Source organism: Mesorhizobium sp. 1M-11 (assembly GCF_001303895.1).
GTDB lineage: Bacteria > Pseudomonadota > Alphaproteobacteria > Rhizobiales > Rhizobiaceae > Mesorhizobium.
In genome coordinates, this window is record NZ_LJSD01000057.1 from 30,478 (window position 1) to 46,750 (window position 16,273).

General features: G+C 58.9%; 15 protein-coding genes. 5 read left to right on the forward strand and 10 right to left on the reverse strand.

From position 1 onward, the window contains the following. Window positions 1-14: 14 nt before the first annotated feature. The 6 genes from AO692_RS25140 to AO692_RS25165 all read right to left on the reverse strand — a co-directional run bounded on the left by AO692_RS25140 (window position 15) and on the right by AO692_RS25165 (window position 7,541). A complete protein-coding gene (locus AO692_RS25140; RefSeq protein ID WP_054312808.1) occupies window positions 15-1,673 on the reverse strand; it encodes an ABC transporter ATP-binding protein in 1,659 nt (552 codons plus the stop codon). Beyond that, complete coding sequence (locus AO692_RS25145; protein WP_054312910.1) at window positions 1,670-2,521, reverse strand: ABC transporter permease; 852 nt, start codon at window positions 2,519-2,521, stop codon at window positions 1,670-1,672. The genes AO692_RS25140 and AO692_RS25145 overlap by 4 nt, the downstream gene beginning before the upstream one ends. A gap of 15 nt (window positions 2,522-2,536) precedes the next feature. Next, a complete protein-coding gene (locus tag AO692_RS25150; RefSeq protein WP_054312809.1) occupies window positions 2,537-3,466 on the reverse strand; it encodes an ABC transporter permease in 930 nt (309 codons plus the stop codon). 95 nt (window positions 3,467-3,561) lie between these two features. Beyond that, window positions 3,562-5,085, reverse strand: coding sequence for an ABC transporter substrate-binding protein (locus tag AO692_RS25155; RefSeq protein WP_082407552.1), 1,524 nt, complete (start codon window positions 5,083-5,085; stop codon window positions 3,562-3,564). A gap of 332 nt (window positions 5,086-5,417) precedes the next feature. Next, the gene (locus tag AO692_RS25160; protein WP_244483488.1) at window positions 5,418-6,746 is read right to left on the reverse strand and encodes an MFS transporter; all 1,329 of its coding nucleotides are present in this window, start codon (window positions 6,744-6,746) and stop codon (window positions 5,418-5,420) included. 51 nt (window positions 6,747-6,797) lie between these two features. After that, the gene (locus AO692_RS25165) at window positions 6,798-7,541 is read right to left on the reverse strand and encodes an SDR family NAD(P)-dependent oxidoreductase (RefSeq protein ID WP_082407553.1); all 744 of its coding nucleotides are present in this window, start codon (window positions 7,539-7,541) and stop codon (window positions 6,798-6,800) included. Between the two features lie 159 nt (window positions 7,542-7,700). Here AO692_RS25165 and AO692_RS25170 point away from each other — a divergent pair, with 159 nt between their 5' ends. From AO692_RS25170 to AO692_RS25180, 3 genes are read left to right on the forward strand one after another with little or no spacing between them, the layout of a single operon-like run. Then, complete coding sequence (locus AO692_RS25170; protein ID WP_054312812.1) at window positions 7,701-8,237, forward strand: flavin reductase family protein; 537 nt, start codon at window positions 7,701-7,703, stop codon at window positions 8,235-8,237. Window positions 8,238-8,285: 48 nt separating this feature from the next. Then, entirely contained in the window at window positions 8,286-9,392 is a 1,107-nt protein-coding gene (locus AO692_RS25175) for an LLM class flavin-dependent oxidoreductase (RefSeq protein ID WP_054312813.1), read from the forward strand. Window position 9,393: 1 nt separating this feature from the next. After that, window positions 9,394-10,233 carry an alpha/beta fold hydrolase gene (locus AO692_RS25180; RefSeq protein ID WP_054312814.1) on the forward strand — a complete coding sequence of 280 codons (840 nt, stop codon included), beginning with the start codon at window positions 9,394-9,396 and terminating at the stop codon, window positions 10,231-10,233. 74 nt (window positions 10,234-10,307) lie between these two features. On the opposite strand, the gene AO692_RS25185 is transcribed toward AO692_RS25180, so the two are convergent. Further along, entirely contained in the window at window positions 10,308-10,793 is a 486-nt protein-coding gene (locus AO692_RS25185; RefSeq protein WP_054312815.1) for a MarR family winged helix-turn-helix transcriptional regulator, read from the reverse strand. Between the two features lie 207 nt (window positions 10,794-11,000). Between AO692_RS25185 and AO692_RS25190 the strand changes: the two genes are divergently transcribed. Next, a complete protein-coding gene (locus AO692_RS25190; protein WP_054312816.1) occupies window positions 11,001-11,375 on the forward strand; it encodes a GFA family protein in 375 nt (124 codons plus the stop codon). Between the two features lie 28 nt (window positions 11,376-11,403). Here the strand turns inward: AO692_RS25190 and AO692_RS25195 are convergent, their stop codons facing one another. Together AO692_RS25195 and AO692_RS25200 are read right to left on the reverse strand one after the other, a co-directional pair. Beyond that, entirely contained in the window at window positions 11,404-12,912 is a 1,509-nt protein-coding gene (locus AO692_RS25195) for a winged helix-turn-helix domain-containing tetratricopeptide repeat protein (RefSeq protein WP_054312817.1), read from the reverse strand. A gap of 71 nt (window positions 12,913-12,983) precedes the next feature. Further along, the gene (locus tag AO692_RS25200) at window positions 12,984-13,895 is read right to left on the reverse strand and encodes an agmatinase (protein ID WP_054312818.1); all 912 of its coding nucleotides are present in this window, start codon (window positions 13,893-13,895) and stop codon (window positions 12,984-12,986) included. A 283-nt stretch (window positions 13,896-14,178) separates the two neighbouring features. Here AO692_RS25200 and AO692_RS25205 point away from each other — a divergent pair, with 283 nt between their 5' ends. After that, complete coding sequence (locus tag AO692_RS25205; RefSeq protein ID WP_244483492.1) at window positions 14,179-14,364, forward strand: DUF1127 domain-containing protein; 186 nt, start codon at window positions 14,179-14,181, stop codon at window positions 14,362-14,364. Window positions 14,365-14,445: 81 nt separating this feature from the next. Here the strand turns inward: AO692_RS25205 and AO692_RS25210 are convergent, their stop codons facing one another. Beyond that, window positions 14,446-16,083 carry an ABC transporter substrate-binding protein gene (locus AO692_RS25210; RefSeq protein WP_054312913.1) on the reverse strand — a complete coding sequence of 546 codons (1,638 nt, stop codon included), beginning with the start codon at window positions 16,081-16,083 and terminating at the stop codon, window positions 14,446-14,448. Between the last annotated feature and the right edge of the window lie 190 nt (window positions 16,084-16,273).

The following is a 16,273-nucleotide window of genomic DNA, read 5'->3' on the forward strand; positions in this document are numbered from 1 at the left end:
TGCGCGAACGCACGTCATCCTTCGATGCTTTCCCGCACCTGCCTGGGCAACCGATGCAGCGAGGCGACAAGCTCCCGCGTGTAGGCCTCTTTGGGGCTCGTCAGGACGTCTGCGGCGGCACCTTGTTCCACGATCCTGCCCGAGCGAAACACATAGACGCGCTGGCAGAAGGAACTGACGACGAATAGGTCGTGCGAGATATAGACCAGCGTCAGTGCGCGCTCGCGGCGCAGACGAGCAAGCAATTCCAGGATCTGTGCCTGCGTGGTCACGTCGAGCGCCGAAGTGATCTCGTCGGCGATCAGCACCTGCGGCTGCAGCGCCAACGCTCTGGCTATGCCTACGCGCTGGCACTGGCCACCGGATAATTGGCGCGGCTTGCGCTCACCGAGTGCGGCCGGCAATTCGACCATATCAAGGAGCTTCGACGCCTGGCTGAGTGCCGATCGTCGATCGGCCATGCCATGCCGCCAGATCGGTTCGGCGATCGTCTCCAGCGCGGTCATGCGCGGGTTGAGGGAATCGTACGGGTTCTGGAACACCATCTGGACGCGCCGCCGCAATTCCAAGAGATCGCGACCAGCAAGCCGCTCGATAGGGCTGCCGTCCAGTTTGACCGTGCCGGATGCCGGGCGGTTCTGCCTGATGATGGCACGCGCCAGCGTGCTTTTGCCGGACCCGCTTTCGCCGACGATGCCAACCGTTTCGCCCGCATCGATGGCAAGGTTTACACCATCCAATGCCGCAAAAGGCGTAGGTTTTCGCTTGCGGAGGATATCGACGATATCCCGTTTTCCCGGAAAGACGACCCGCAGGTTTTCGACCTGCAGCAATGGTGCCTGCCCTTCAGTTTGTTTCCATCCGGCCTTGAACTGTTTTCTGCCCGGTTGCGAGTCCACCAACAGCCTCGTGTAGGGATGCTGTGGCGCATCGATGATCTGCCCGGCTTCGCCCTGTTCAACGATCTCGCCATGACGCATCACCATGATGCGCGAGCAGATATCGGCCAGAACGCCGAGATCATGCGAGATCAATGCGATCGCAAGGCCGCGCTGCCGGTTGAGGTCCTTCAGCAGTTCGAGGATCTTCGCCTGGACCGTCACGTCGAGGGCGGTGGTCGGTTCGTCGGCAATCAGCAGTCTCGGTGCACAGCTGATCGCGGCTGCGATCATAACACGCTGTTTCATGCCACCCGACAATTCGTGCGGATATGACTTTGCCCGCATGGCGGGCTCGCGGATGCCGACGTCCTCAAGAAGCCGAACCGCCTTGTCCCATGCCTCGCTCGCGGAAAGACCAAGGTGCCGGATCATCGGTTGCGCGATCTGCTTGCCGACCTTTTGCAGAGGATTGAGGTGCGACGCCGGGTTCTGGAAGATCATCGCCATGTCGCGACCACGCAGTCCTGCCCAGTCGGCCTCGCCAAGCCCCAGCAATGCTTGATCTTTGAAGCGGACCTCGCCCGTTACTTCAGCCGTCGAAGGCAGCAGTCCCATTGCACCGCGACAGATGGTCGACTTGCCGGATCCGCTTTCACCGGCAATGCCGACGATCTCGCCGGGCATGATTTGAAACGAGACGTTTTTCAGCACTCGGGTATTGCCAAACCTCACCGAGACATCGATGACATCGAGCAGCGGACCCGTCACGAGTGGAGTTACAGGCCCGTTCATGTCGACACCTGCCCGCGACGCAGTTGACCAAGGCCATCACCGAGGAAAGCCAAGCCAAGCCCCAGTGAAATGGCTGCAAGGCCCGGGAAAGTGCAAATCCACCACGCCTGGCGAATGTAGCGACTTCCATCCGAGATCATGACGCCCCATTCCGCCAGCGGCGGCTGCGCACCCATGCCAAGAAATCCGAAGCTCGCGCCGGCAAGCATGACCAGAACCGCATCGCTCACCGCATAGGCAACCACAGGCCCGAATGCGTTCGGCAATACATGGCGCAGGAGGACAACGCGATCGGAATAGCCCAGGCATTGCGCAGCTTGTATGTATTCGCTGTCGCGGATCGCCATGACTTCGGCGCGCACCAGCCGCGCATAGGTCACCCAGCCGACCACGGCCAGTGCGACGAAGAAATTGAGCAGCCCCGGCCCGAGCACACCGACAATCGCCAGCACCAGGACAAAGAACGGGAAGGCAGCAGTCAGATCATAGAGCCGCATCAGCAGCGTATCGACCGCGCCGCCATAATAGCCACTCAGCAGGCCAACGGTCGTACCGATGAAAAGCGGCGGCAACACCCCGGCAAGGCACATTAGAAGATCGATACGCGCGCCATGGATGACGCGTGAAAGCACGTCCCGTCCTACCTGATCCGTTCCGAACCAATGAGTTGCGCTCGGCCCCTTCAGCGCGTTCACGATATCGATGGCGGTCGGATCATAAGGCGCCACGAATGGAGCAAAGATGGCCAGGACAATCCAGATGCCAACGATCGAACCGGCAACGATGAGGCTCCAGGATAAAATGACGGCTGGTTGTTTCATCGAGCTCTGGATGGGAGCGGCTTCCATCGACATGGCGGCCTCCTATACCCGTGCCCGAGGGTCGATGGCGGCAGAAAGGAGGTCGACGAGAAAAGTCACCGCCACCGTCGTTACCGCGAACATCAAGGTGAGTCCCTGTACGACCTGGTAGTCGCGCGCCAGAAGCGAATTGACCATCAAAGTGCCGAGGCCCGGCACTGCGTAGACCGTTTCGACGATGATGGTACCGCCAATCAGGAAGGCGACGAGCACGCCGAACAGATTGAGCGTCGGCAGGATGGCATTGGGTAGTACGGTGCACCAGAAGATTTCTCGTTCCCCCGCCCCTTGCGCGCGCGCAGCAACGACGAAATCGGCGGAAGCCTTTTCGATGAGAGCAGCCCTCAGGCTCTGGACCAGTACAGGCACCATCCAGATCGCGGTCGACAGTGCCGGTAGGAAGAGGTGATGCAGGTGATCGGCAAAGGTCTTGCCGTAGCCTGAGACCGGGAACCAGCCAAGCCCGACGCCGAAGAAGCGCGACATCATGATGCCCAGCCAGAATACCGGGATCGCCATGCCGGCAATACCGATGAAACGGATGAGCTGGTCGGCAAGGCTACCCGGCCTGCGCGCGCTGGCGATCGCCAATGCAATCGACGGCGGCACGGCCAGACAGATGACATATCCAGTCAGGAAAAGCGTCGGCCAGACATATTGCCCTATCAAGGCGACCACCGGACGCTTATAGCGCATCGACTGGCCGATATCGCCGGTGAAGAGATTGCCGGCATAGGTCACGAATTGCTGCCACAGCGGCTGGTCCAGCCCGAAACGCTGTCTGATCGCTTCGATCGTTTCCGGGCTCGCGCGATCCCCCGCAATGACCCGGGCAGGATCACCGGGCACCATATGCACGAGCAGGAACGTGATGATGCAGATACCGGCGAGCACGAAGATCAGCTGAATGAGACGCCTCAGGACAGTATGCAACTCGCCACCGTTTCGACCGCTTGAACCAGACCGGCAAAAGCCGGCGTAAAGAAAGCGGCACGGTGCCTTCGGCACCGCGCCACCCCCGGGAGGATCTATTGCTCGATCGTTGTCTCTTCGAGCGTCCACTGCATCGCTGGCGTCATCTTCAGGTTTTTCAGATGCTTCGAATAGGCGATGGCATAGGGTGAGTAATAAAGCGGGATCTGCGAGACCTCTTCCGTGGCGATCTTGGAGATCTCTTGATAGATCGCAGCACGCTTGGCTGGATCCTGCTCGCGCGAGCCCTGTTCGGTCAGCTCGTTCACCCGTTTGTTGTTGTAGAAGGTGTTGAAGGCGTGCGAGTCGCATTCGCCGCATAGCGCCCAGCGCACAGCAAGATCCGGGTCGGTCACTTCGTTCATCCACCAGGTCGGCGTGGCGTCATATTCGCCCTTGCCTGTCGCGTCCCACCAACCGGGAGTGTCGACGTTGACCAGAACCGGCTTCAGCCCGATCGCTTCCCACTGCGCCTGCATGAGAAGCCCGATCTGCTGATTGGTCGACCCGCTTCCCAGGATGATCTTCACTTCCTTGCCTGCCATGCCGGATTCGGCCAACAGCTGCTTGGCTTTCTCCATATCGGCGACGAGGCCAGGATAATTGTCGTCGTGAAACTCGAGTGAACCCGGAAGCGGCGTATTCGCCGCTTTCGCATAGCCGTTGGTGACGGCCTGGGTCAGCGCCTTGTTGTCGAGGGCATAAGCAGCCGCTTGCCGCGCTTTCAGGTTCGAGAACGGCTCGCGACCGTGATTGAGAAGCGAGACAAAAACGACATTCGACGGCTCCATGCGCATGTCGATGCCGTCGCTGGCCTTGAGGTCATCGACCTGGGCCCAGTTGACGCCGCGCATGACATCGACTTCTCCTGTCTTGAGCATCGCCGCGGCTGTCTCCGGCTCCGCGATTTCAAGCAATTCCACCGTCGCATCCGATTTCGGATAGCCTTGCCGCCAATAGTTTGGATTGGGAGAAAGGACGAGCTTTTCGCCGGGCTTCCATTCCTTGACCATGTATGGGCCGGACGAGAGCGGAACGGTGGCGAAGGCACCGTCAACGCCACGCTTGTCGACATCCGCCTTCGAGACGATGCCGACATTCCACAATTCCAGATTGGCCAGCATCGGCGCAAGCGCATGCTTCATCTTGATGACGACTGTCTTGGCATCCTGGGCCGAGATCGATTCCACCGCCGCAAGAGGCGATGGCAGGGCCGACTCCTTGTCCGAGCGGACACGTTCCAGGCTGAACGCCACATCTTCAGCCGTCACCGGCGAGCCGTCCGAAAACTTGGCATCGCGCAAATGAAGCGTGTAGGTCATGCCATCAGTTGTAGCCTCCCATTTTTCCGCAAGGCCAGGCTCCAGTTCACCGGTTTCGAAATTTCGGCGCAGAAGCCGCGAATATAGCTGCCCATAGACTTCGATGTTTCCGGCCGCACCGGAACGCGATGGATCGAGTGTCGTCGCTGGATAAGGCGATGCGATGCGAATGACCGACTCAGCCTGCGCAATGCCGCTCGGCGCGAGGACTGCTAAACCCAGCGCAGCCGCCAAAAACGCCTTTGTCATCGTTTTCATCTGAAAACTCCCTCTGGGGCGCTTCGCGCCTTCTTGTTTTCGCCATCAACCAGCCACCAAAGGCGGCGTTCATGACGACACTATTATGCGATCGCAGATCGCAAATAATGTCAAGATGATTGTGCGGTGGATTGGGTGATTTTGACGCAGGACGCCACGCCAGCCGCACCGGCTTTCTCGCCGACCGGTGAACTGGGTCCGATCGCGGCGTATCTGCTTCAAGCTTGTTAGTCCGCTTGTATTCCAAGGTCAGAAAAGGGCGTCAGCAACGCCCTTTTCTGGGTCTTCGCGATGTCCCTTGGGATTGCTCGTTCAACTCCCAAGGCAGCGGACTATTCAGCTGGCGCAGTTGTCCCAAATGCCCGCTTGGCTTGCGACACCTTGACCAAAATCAATGTGAGTACGGTCACCGAACCCAGGAAAATCAGATAAAGCGAGATCGGCCAGGATGCGGCATATGCCCCCAATAGTGCTGTGGCGATGAGTGGCGATAGTCCGCCACTGAACACCGATGCGACCTCATGACCGAGCGCCAGGCCTGAATACCGTACCTCGGTGTCAAACAGACTGCTGAAGAGCTTGGGCTGAACTGCATTCATCAGGGAGAAACACACGGTGTTGGCACCGATAAAAGCAATGAAGATGCTTGTCGTGCTGTTCGCGTCGATGAGCCAGAAGAACGGAAAGGCAAACAGGATCAGAGCCACGGCCCCAGCCATGTAGAGGGGCCATACTCCAATACGATCTGAAAGCGCTCCAATCCCGACCAGAATCGGCAGTTGGATCAAGAACGAGAATATCAGCGCAAGCATGATCGTGTCGCCGGATGCGCCCACGTACTTTCCATATGCGAGAGAGAAGGCAACGAAAATGTAGCTGCCGCCGTTCTCGGCGACGCGCAGGCCCATCGCGACAAGAATTTCCTTTGGATGACGCTTGATGACTTCCATGAGCGGCATCTTGTGATGGTTGTCCGCCGCAGCCGATTTCTGAAATTCCCGACTTTCAGGAACCTTCGAGCGGATGTACACGCCCACACCGAATATCAGAATGCTGATCAGAAACGGCAGGCGCCAGCCCCAGCTCATGAAGTCTTCCTGCGGAAGCCTTTGGACCAGATAGAATGCGGCGGCGGCCAGCAGGAATCCTGCGCTCAGGCCGACCTGTCCGAAAGACGAGTAAAAGCCTTTATGCTTCTCCGGTGCATTTTCGGTGACCAGCAGAACTGCGCCACCCCATTCCCCGCCTGCCGCAATACCCTGCATGACGCGCAGGACAACAACGAGGATAGGAGCCCAGATCCCGATTTGCGCGTATGTCGGCAACAGGCCCATCAAAAACGTCGCGCCGCCCATGATGGTCAGCGTGGCGACGAGGGCACCCTTACGTCCGTACCTGTCCCCGATGTGGGCAAATACGATGCCGCCCAGTGGTCGAGCGAGAAAGCCCATCGCAAATCCTGCAAAGGCTCCAAGAGTACCGATGAGTGGATCGGTTCCGGCTGGAAAGAACAGCTGTCCAAAGACAAGCGCCGCCACGAAACCATAGAGAAAGAAATCATACCATTCCAATGCATTGCCAGCGACCGACGCAAAAATGAGCTGGCGGAGTTCCTTGTCCGTCAACTTCCTCGGCTCACTGCCCGAAACCCGTTCAGACATTTCCATTCCCCTTTGATTTTTATTGTTCAGTTTAAGAGTTTGAAGCTCGCATCAGACCATGCGCGCGCCTCCGTTCAGGTCGATCGTCGCCCCCGTGAGGTATGCAGCCTCGACGCTCGCCAGGTATGAAACCAGCGATGCAAACTCCTGCGGTTTGCCGAGCCTTCTGACGGGGATTGTCGAGATCTGCCTGGCCATCTGTGCGACGTTCGTCGCAACGTGATACGCCTCGGTATCAAACCCGCCAGGAGCGATGGTGTTCACGGTCATTCCCATTTCGGCAGCTTCCAGCGCAGCGGTGCGCGCAAGGCCGATAACGGCAGCCTTTGCAGCAGAATAGGCGACGCCAGCGGCGATCGCTGGTCGCTGCGCTGCGGTCGAAGATGTCAGGATGATCCGCCCATCGGCGACAGGTCTTTCCTTGCGAGCGCGAAACATCTCCCGAATGCAAAGGAAGGTCCCTCGGGCATTCACAGCTTCGGATCTTTGCCAATCGGCCAATGTGGTTTCAGCCAGAGATGGTTGATTTGCGCTGGTTGCCGTCGTTCCCCCTGCACAGCATACGAGCACCGCGATCGGGCCGATCTCCTCTTCGGCGCGACCGAAACAGGCCGCAACGGAGGCCTCGTCGGTTATGTCCATCTGAAAAAATTTCGTCCCATTATCGTCCAGCCCCTTTCGAGTGGGCGCGCGGACATCAGAGGAAACGACGGTGTAACCTTCGGCGTTCAATCGCATTGCGCACGCCTTCCCAAGACTGCCTTCTGCACCGGTAATCAGCGCAATCCGTGCCATTTCATCTCACATGCATTCTCATATGTTTTTTCAACTATGGGCTAATTTTGCTTCAAGTCAACGGGGGGCTCGAGCAAGAAAATAACGTCGGCGGCAAAAAGCCGATTGATTATTGCGATATCATATGTATTTTCATATCATAATAGTGGGAACACCGATATGAAAAATCTGGCGGTTGAAAACGAAAGTTTCTGGCCCGCTTTCAGCGAGCGTAGCGCGGCGGTCGAGGAACACTTTCGCATCGCCATGCGCGGGGTCGCGTCCACGGTCATGCTGATCACCGCCAGGGATCGCACAGGAAAATTCCATGGGATGGCGGCGACCACTTTCATCTCGGTCTCGATGGATCCTGCAACCTGCCTGATCAGCGTAAACCGCACGGCATCTATCCACCCGACGCTTCTGGAAGAGAAGAACTTCTGCGTGAACATCATGCACCAGCAGAACCTTCCTTCGATGCCGGCCTACACCAAGCCGGAGTTCAGAGGAGATCGGTTTCAGGAAGGTGGATGGGAGATCGGGGCCAACGGCGCACCTTTCCAGACACATGCGCAAGCCAATGTCTTTTGCGAACTGATGTCAGTCCGTTCGGTTGGGACTCACGATCTCATCATCGGGCGCGTTGTGGATGTGATCAACAGCGGCAGCATGGATCCGCTTGCTCATTATGACGCCCAATATCGCAGGGCCATCTAACGCAATCGTATTCCGAGACACAGCTTTTCAAACCAACTGGGAACGACCATGAGTGAGCAATCCAAGAGCGTGAAATTCGGCTTCCAACTGGCCGCCGTCGATGCCACAGGCTCAACCGACGCGAAGCTTTATCAGACCATGCTCGAAGATGCCCAGTTGGGCTACGACCTTGGCTACGAAATAGCCTGGGTGGTTGAACACCATTTCTCAGACTATTTCCCGCAACCCAGTCCGATAGCCATTCTATCGCACGTTGCCGCCAAATGTCCCGGCATTGGACTGGGGGCCATGGTACTGGTGACTCCCTGGTATCAGCCGGTCCGCCTCGCGGGCGAAATTTCAATCCTCAGCCATCTTTCGAAAGGCGACCTCCATCTTGGAATGGGACGCGGCAACGCTCCTATGGAATACGAAGCCTTCGGTGTTCCGATGGATGAGGCCAAGCAGAGATTTGAGGAGACCTGGCGCATCATCGAATTGGCCATGAAAGGCGAAAGCTTCACGTTCCAGGGCAAGAACCTGAGCGTCGACCGCGAGATCACGCTCCGACCTCATCCCGTGACCTCGAAGATCAACTTCTATGGCGCGATCGGCAACCCCGCCAGCGCGACGAAAATTGCAGACCTGGGGCTTGCCCCTATCTCGAACGGCTCTCTGCCGTTCGAGGTGCAGCGCATGGTCATGAAGACCTGGACGGAGATTGCTGAATCCAAAGGTCTTGATACCAACGTCGACAAGCCCATCGGCGTTACCTTGATCCTGGCGGACACCGATGAAGAGGCAATCGAGCTTGGCCGCAAATACATGCCTCGTTGGTTCGAAGTCCAGGTCGAGCACTACGCATTCGACGCAAGCCGACATAATGATCTTCCAGATTATCGACCGTTTGCCGAGACTCACGAACGGCGCATCCGGATGACCAATCCGGACAATCTGGGACCGCTGTTCGAGGTATCCCTGATCGGATCACCTGAAACGATCAAACAAAAACTTCAGACCTACATCGATATCGGCTTCAACAGTTTCATCCTGCAGGCCGCCACGCCGGATATCCCTCAGTCTGTTCGGACGGATTGGCTCACTCGCTTTGCACGCGAGATCGCTCCGGCATTCTCTGATCGGTACAAAGCTTCTCCGCAGATGGCAGCCGAGTGACATGGCCTCGATTGAAACCGCTACCGTTCCAGGGATTCCAGCTCTTGCCGTGGACTATACCGGCGAGGGAGAGCTTGTGCTCTTCCTCCATGGCATCGGCGGCAATCGAACGAATTGGAAAGATCAGCTCGATGTGCTTGCGGCCGAATACAAGGCTGCAGCTCTGGACTGCCGCGGATACGGCGACAGCGAAGATTACGAGGGGGGCGTCACGCTGGACATTTTCGCGCAGGATGTACTGCGTGTTATGGATTATTTCGGCGCCGAACAGGCGCATATATGTGGCCTGTCTCTCGGAGGGCGCATAGCGCAAAGATTCTATGCGCATTATCCCCATCGCGTGGCGTCCCTCATCCTGGCGGACTCGCGTCCGGATACTATGGACACCAGAAGTGCAGAAGACCGGGAAACCTTCTACACGTTGCGTGCAAAGCCCCTGCTCGAAGGAAAAAAGCCGGCTGACATTGCTGACAAGGTAGCACTCTCTCTTGTCGCGCCGGATACCGGCGAGGCGGTTTTGCAAAAGCTGCGAGACAGTATTTCCGCGCTTCATGCGGAATCGTACCTCAAGACGATCAGAGCAAACCTCGATGATGACTATGCCGGGGACATTACTTTGATCGATGTTCCCACGCTTCTGATCGTCGGTGAACTCGACAAGCTGACCCCTCCGGAGCTTGCGAAAGGAATGGCTGCCGGCATAGGTGGGGCACAGCTATCGATCATTCCCAACGTCGGCCATCTTTCCAATCTCGAAGATCCGTCAGGCTTCAACGCGGCACTGGTATCGTTCCTTAGAAAAGTGAAAGCGGCCCAGAGCAATTCCAGGAAAAGTGTGTAACGGTTTTCCGTCCGTAATTGCGTGAAAACAAAGAGTTAGAGCGTTTCCGCGCTTCCGTGAAAAACGGAAACGCTCTAGTCGCCGCGTAGGCTGGCCATCATCTTCTTGAGCAATTGACGCAAGGTCTCTTGCTCGTCGCCGGTGAGTCCGTTTACCGCAAGCTCGGCGTGCTCGATTGCCATTGGCCACGCTCGATCGCGAAGGCTTTGACCTTCTCTGGACAAGGCAATTTCGTTGAAACGGCCGTCTGTCGCGCGAGGAGCTCGTGTAACCAGATTTCGCTCAACCAGCAGGTCAATCACGCGGCTAAGGCTGGGCTGGTCGATTGCCGTCATCGCACAGAGATCAGTCAGCGAGACATTTCCTTTTTGTCCCAGAGCTGCCAGCACGCGCCATTGCGTGACATTGAGATCGAATTTCCGCAGTGATTTCTTGAAACGCTGATTGATGGTGTTGGTGACGTTGTTCAGAATAAACGGCACGAATTCTTGAACGAAATAATCGCCTTGCGGGATCGTGTGGTCCGTCTGCTGAGATGACTTTGACGAAACTTCGCTCACTGACTTCTTCTACGCTCAATTTATAAAGATACAGCCAGCTAGAACGGACGGCGAGCCTCCGTCAAGGTTCGCCGCAGCCATCATATTCACGCGTCGCTCTGCGAGTGAAGCCTGCATCCCGCAAGGCGCCATGCCAGCGGTCCCACTTGCCAACGACGCGGACAGCTAGATACGTAGGTCACGGCAATTCGATAGGAGACTGTAACGATGACAACGGAGCGTCGTGGCGGATGCGCGTGCGGCAGGGTCCGCTATTCCGTGTCAGGCGATCCGTCGCGCGTAGGCCTCTGCCATTGCACCGACTGCCGGCGCGCCAGCGGCTCGGCTTTCACCTTTTATGGAATCTGGCCACTGGCGGCATTCACATGCGACGGGCAGACGTCGCGTTACAAAGACCGCAGCTTCTGCCCGACTTGTGGAAGCCACGTCTTTGCGCTCAGCGACACCGAGGCCGAGATCATGGCTGGCACGCTTGATGAGGCGCCCTCCGATCTTGTCCCGCAGTATGAACTTTGGACGCCACGACGCGAGCCTTGGCTGCACGTGCTTCCTGGAGCCGATCAGTTCCAGGGCAATCGCTAACCGATCCTTGACAGTCCGCCATCGACGTTCATTCCGGAAGACCGGCCTTGCGATAACCTTCGACGAAATGCTCGAGCGTCGCGGCGTCTCGAAATGGCTCCGTCGCGGCCCAGTGGCTGGTTGTGAAATGCGGATTGCCGACGAGGAAGAGCTCGACCTCCGCGCGCGCCTCGTCGAGCTGGCCGAGTTGCGCGAGGCTTGCCGCCAGGAAACGGCGTGAACTTGTGCGATAGGTTTCGTCCCTGCGCAGTGTCTCGATGGCGGCCTCATAGTCTCGGGACGCATATTGCGCCTGGCCGAGCGTCAGGTAATACCAGCTGGTCGGGAACGGGTTCAGCCGGAACGCCTTGCGGATGTGCTCGAGGCCTTCCTCGGCCCGCCCGGCCAGCACCGCGATATCGGATAGTGCCGCAAAGATATCCCCCTCATTCGGGTCGAGTTCGATCGCCCTGGCGAACTCCGCGTCCGCCTCGGTGAAACTGCGCTCATAGGCAAGCAGGTAAGCCAGAACCCAGTGGCAACCAGCATCCTTGGGATCGATGGCCACCGCCTTGCGCGCCAGTTCCAGGGCAACGTTGCGGTTCTCTTCCGTCGGCCCGCCCCAATGCACCCACCCCATCCAGTGGTTCATGGCAAGCCAGCGATAGGCCTCGGCGTATTCCGGATCGAGTGAAACCGCGCGTGTGAGCATCAGATGCACTTCCCGCGCCATCTGTGGGGAATCGTCCATCAGCTTGCGTGCTCGCATGCAGAGGTCATAAGCTTCGAGGTTCTTTGGCTGGTTGCGCGGCGGCGGCGCACGCAGCCGACCGAGCAATGCTTCGACGATCTTGGCCGTTACCTCGTCCTGAACGGCAAAGATATCTTCGAGACCTCGGTCGAAGCGCTCCGCCCAAAGATGCTCGCCGCTCACCGCATCGACCAGTTGGGCGTTGATGCGCACACGCCCAGCCGCGCGCCGTGCGCTGCCTTCCAGCAGATAGCGCACGCCAAGGTCCTGGGCGATCGCGCGCACATCGGTTGCCTTTCCTTTATAGGCAAAGGCCGAATTGCGCGCGATGACGAACAGTCCCGAGATCCTGGACAGATCCGTGATCAGATCTTCGGTCAGTCCATCCGCGAAGGATTCCTGCTCGGGATCGTTGCTGACATTGACAAAGGGCAGCACCGCTATCGAAGGCTTGCCGGGGAGCGGCAAGGGTTTTCGCGACACGCCGCTGATCTGTTCGACGGCGCCTGAGAAGCGGTAGCCGACACGTGGAACCGTAGCGATCCATTCACCATCCTCTGCGGCTGGACCAAGCAGCTTCCTGAGTTGTGCAATCTGGACTGTAAGGTTGCCCTCCTCAACGGCTATACTCGGCCAGGCCGCGTCCATCAGTTCGGCCTTGCTCAGGATTTCGCCAGACCGTTCGACAAGTGCCGCAAGCAGTTTCAGCCCGCGGTAGCCTATGGCAACAGGGGCATCGTTCCGAGTGAGCGTTCCCGCATCCGGATCAAGCACAAACGGACCAAAGGCAAAGCGCGACCCCTGCATGGCGCATCCTTAGAGCCTTTCAGGCCCAGTGGGAACCTGTGGGGTCATCCAGCCACGGAAGGAAACCCACCTCAATCCTGCCGGACGATGGTGCCGATCGCATTGACGAGAAGGCGGGCAGCCGTCTGGGCCGACAGGCCATCAATGTCGGCAGGAGGGTAGAATTCGACAAGATCGAATCCTGCAATCCTTGCCCGCCTGCCGAGGCCCGCGATCAGGTCGATCCCCTGCGTGTAGGTGAGACCGCCGGGTGTGCGCGCCGCCACGCCCGGCATGATACCAGGATCGAAGGCATCGCAGTCGAGGGTGACGACGACCCGCGCACCCTCGGGGATATGCCGCAGAGCGGCATCGACACCCGCAGCATGCACCTCGCGGGCGGTCACGAAGCGGCTGCCGTAGCGCTGCGCTGCTTCGATTTCGGTCAGCCTTGCGCTGCCGACGCTGCGCAGGCCGACCTGCACGATGCCGGCGACATGCGGCATCTCGCTCGCCCGACGCATCGGGCTCGAATAGCCGTGGCGCTCGCCGTGTATCTCGTCGCGCCAATCGATATGGGCATCGATCTGCAGGACCCAGATCGGCCCGTGATCCGCAAAACCCGCAAGGAAGGGAATGACCACGGAATCGTCGCCTCCGAGCAGGACCGGCACGGCAGGCATCGACAGGACCTCGCGCGTCTTCGCCTCTATCCGTGCCCGGTTACCGGCATTGTCGTGCATGGTGGTGGCAATGTCGCCGATGTCGATGCAGTTGACCGACCCGCCATCGAACAGCGGGCCGCCGAGGTCGAAATCCCAATGCTCGACAAGCTCGGCGTCATATTGACTGGCAGTGCGGATCTTGTCGGCGGCCGAGACATAGCCGCTGCTGTCCTTGACGGGATAAGTGCTGCCGTGACCGGCCCCGAAGATCACTGCGCAGGGTGTGTGGCCATCGCCGAGGCGATCGGGGAAGCCGAGAAAAGGTAGCGAAGCGGTCATGTCCTGATCGTCGTGATGATGGTTTCGCTGAATTCCAGGAAACTTGGGCGATGGTCTGCCGGACGGTGAGATCCCGTCCCAGGCTTCGAGATCGCAAACTTAGCCCATTTGGAAGTTTTGGGAACTATTTGGGAGAGCTTAATTACGACGCTGGCCGCATCCGGCAGAATTCAACCTCATCTGAACGAGGGCACTGCCCTCCAACCGTATGGAGGTTGCCATGCATGACACCCTTTGCATCAGCCCCGCGTCGACAGAGCGGTCAAGACCGTCCGCCAAATCCATGTCGCGCCAGCGCTACAGCTTGGCGGGCCTGTCCGGCAGCATCGCAGCCTGGCAACGGCGCACGCGCTTCCGCTGGGAACTCAAGCGACTGGCGAAAGATACTCCTTATCTGATCGATGACATCGGTCTGACGAAAGAGCAGGTCGAGGAAGAGATCGCCAAGCTGCCCTTCTGGCAACGATGATGTTGCACATCGCCATGGCTTGAAAGGAGCGCTTCAAGTGAAGCGCTCCCATCTCTCGTACGGGCGCGGGGGCAAAACGCCCTACCCCTCCAGCCACACCTTTTCGAAGTGCTGTTCGAGTGCCTGGTGCTGCTCGCAATCGTGCACGCCATTGCGGAAACTGCGGTAGACGGAACGCCAGTAGGGCTGGATGATAATACCGGCATCGCGCAGATTCTGCTCGATCTTGCCCATCACCTCCTGCCGCTGCTTGGCCTCCGGCATCGCCAGCGCCTTGTCGAGCAGTTCGTCGAATTCCTTGTTGGAATAGGCGCTTTCATTCCAGGCTGCGCCCGACCGGTAGGCAAGCGCCAGCACCTGGACGCCGAGCGGCCGGCCGAGCCATTCCGTGCAGGAGAAAGGATACTTGCTCCAATCGTTCCAGAAGGTGGCGGCGGGCAGCACCGTTCGCTTCACCTTGAGGCCGGCGTCCCGCATCTGGGCCGCGATCGCGTCGCCGGACGATTTCTGCCACTCGACGTCGACGGAGATCAGGTCGAATTCGTGATCGCCCTTGCCCGCTTCCTTGAGCAGCGTCTTGGATTCATCGACCTTGCGCACGGCAGGGCCAATATCGGCATATTCGGGATGCATCGGGCCGACATGGTGGTTGTCGGCAGGCTTGCCGCGATCGTCCAGCGCGATCTTCAGCACCGCGCTGTTGTCGACGGCAAGCTGCGCCGCGCGCCTCACCTTGACGTCGTCATAGGGTGCATTGTTGACGTTGAAGCGCGCCACGATGGTCGAGCCGGTAGCGATCTCGGACTGGCCAAGCCCGATCGACTCGGTCTGCGACAGGATATCGGCGGAGGTCTCGTGATTGGTATCGATCTCACCGGATTCGAACGCCGACAGCATCGGGCTCGGATCGGAGCCGTAGTCGACCCACTTGATGCCGTCGAGATAGACCTCGCCCTTCCACCATTTCTCCTTGCGCTTGACCTCGGCACTGGTTTCGGCATCCCAGTTCACCAGTTCGAACGGGCCGGTGGTAATGGCCAAAGCCTTCTTGGGATCACCATCACCCTGATAGGAGCGATGCATGATCAGCGCCGGATAATCGGCCATGCCGGCTATCAGCGAAATGTCCGGCTTCGGCAGGTTGAGGCGGACTGTGTGATCATCCACGCGTTCAATGCCGCCTTCTACCGCCTTCTTGGAATTGGCGTCGACCAGCGCGCCCATGCGCGCGGCCAGCGAATTGCCGGCGACATCGGCCTCGCACCAGCGGTTCAGATTGTGGATGACGTCGTCGGCATTGAAGGCATCACCGTTCGACCAGGTGATGCCCTTGCGCACCTTCAGCGTCAGCGTCTTGGCATCGTCGCTCATCTCCCAGGCTTCCAGCAGCCAGGGTTCGAAACTGAAATCGCGGTTCCAGCGCACCAGATATTCATTGCAATGGCGCGCGACGTTCGACATCTCGACGCCGTCGAAAGTGCGCGGATCCTTGAAGCCCTTGACGTTCATGGCGACCCTCAGCACGCCGCCTTTCTTCGGCTCTTCGGCGCGGGCAGGTGTCGGCACGATACCGCCAAGCGCAAAAGCGCCGGCCGTGCTCACGCCAAACGCAGCCATGGCAGCGAGATATTCGCGCCGGTTCATCATGCCTTTCTTGAAGTCGCGCGCGGTCGGTTCGGCGCGTGGGTGGAGCGGCCGGTCGGTCAACATCAGCTTGATCATGGCTTTCCCCTGCCTGACGCCGGCTTGTTGGTGGCTTTGATGGTTGCCGGGCGTTCTTGGTAGGAGCAGAGGATAAGACCGGGACAGGAACAGGAATGTTCCGGTTTCCGTGAATCTTGTGCGCTGTTCCGCAGTTGCTGGATGAGACGCCCCCGCTGGCGGATGGCATGATCGTGAAACGACTGCA

Bases quoted from the DNA above. Each gene is read 5' to 3' on its own strand.
- AO692_RS25140 (WP_054312808.1), bottom strand. From the start codon at position 1,673: ATGAACGGGCCTGTAACTCCACTCGTGACGGGTCCGCTGCTCGATGTC.
- AO692_RS25145 (WP_054312910.1), bottom strand. From the start codon at position 2,521: ATGGAAGCCGCTCCCATCCAGAGCTCGATGAAACAACCAGCCGTCATT.
- AO692_RS25155 (WP_082407552.1), bottom strand. From the start codon at position 5,085: ATGAAAACGATGACAAAGGCGTTTTTGGCGGCTGCGCTGGGTTTAGCA.
- AO692_RS25160 (WP_244483488.1), bottom strand. From the start codon at position 6,746: ATGTCTGAACGGGTTTCGGGCAGTGAGCCGAGGAAGTTGACGGACAAG.
- AO692_RS25165 (WP_082407553.1), bottom strand. From the start codon at position 7,541: ATGGCACGGATTGCGCTGATTACCGGTGCAGAAGGCAGTCTTGGGAAG.
- AO692_RS25170 (WP_054312812.1), top strand. From the start codon at position 7,701: ATGAAAAATCTGGCGGTTGAAAACGAAAGTTTCTGGCCCGCTTTCAGC.
- AO692_RS25175 (WP_054312813.1), top strand. From the start codon at position 8,286: ATGAGTGAGCAATCCAAGAGCGTGAAATTCGGCTTCCAACTGGCCGCC.
- AO692_RS25180 (WP_054312814.1), top strand. From the start codon at position 9,394: ATGGCCTCGATTGAAACCGCTACCGTTCCAGGGATTCCAGCTCTTGCC.
- AO692_RS25190 (WP_054312816.1), top strand. From the start codon at position 11,001: ATGACAACGGAGCGTCGTGGCGGATGCGCGTGCGGCAGGGTCCGCTAT.
- AO692_RS25195 (WP_054312817.1), bottom strand. From the start codon at position 12,912: ATGCAGGGGTCGCGCTTTGCCTTTGGTCCGTTTGTGCTTGATCCGGAT.
- AO692_RS25200 (WP_054312818.1), bottom strand. From the start codon at position 13,895: ATGACCGCTTCGCTACCTTTTCTCGGCTTCCCCGATCGCCTCGGCGAT.
- AO692_RS25205 (WP_244483492.1), top strand. From the start codon at position 14,179: ATGTCGCGCCAGCGCTACAGCTTGGCGGGCCTGTCCGGCAGCATCGCA.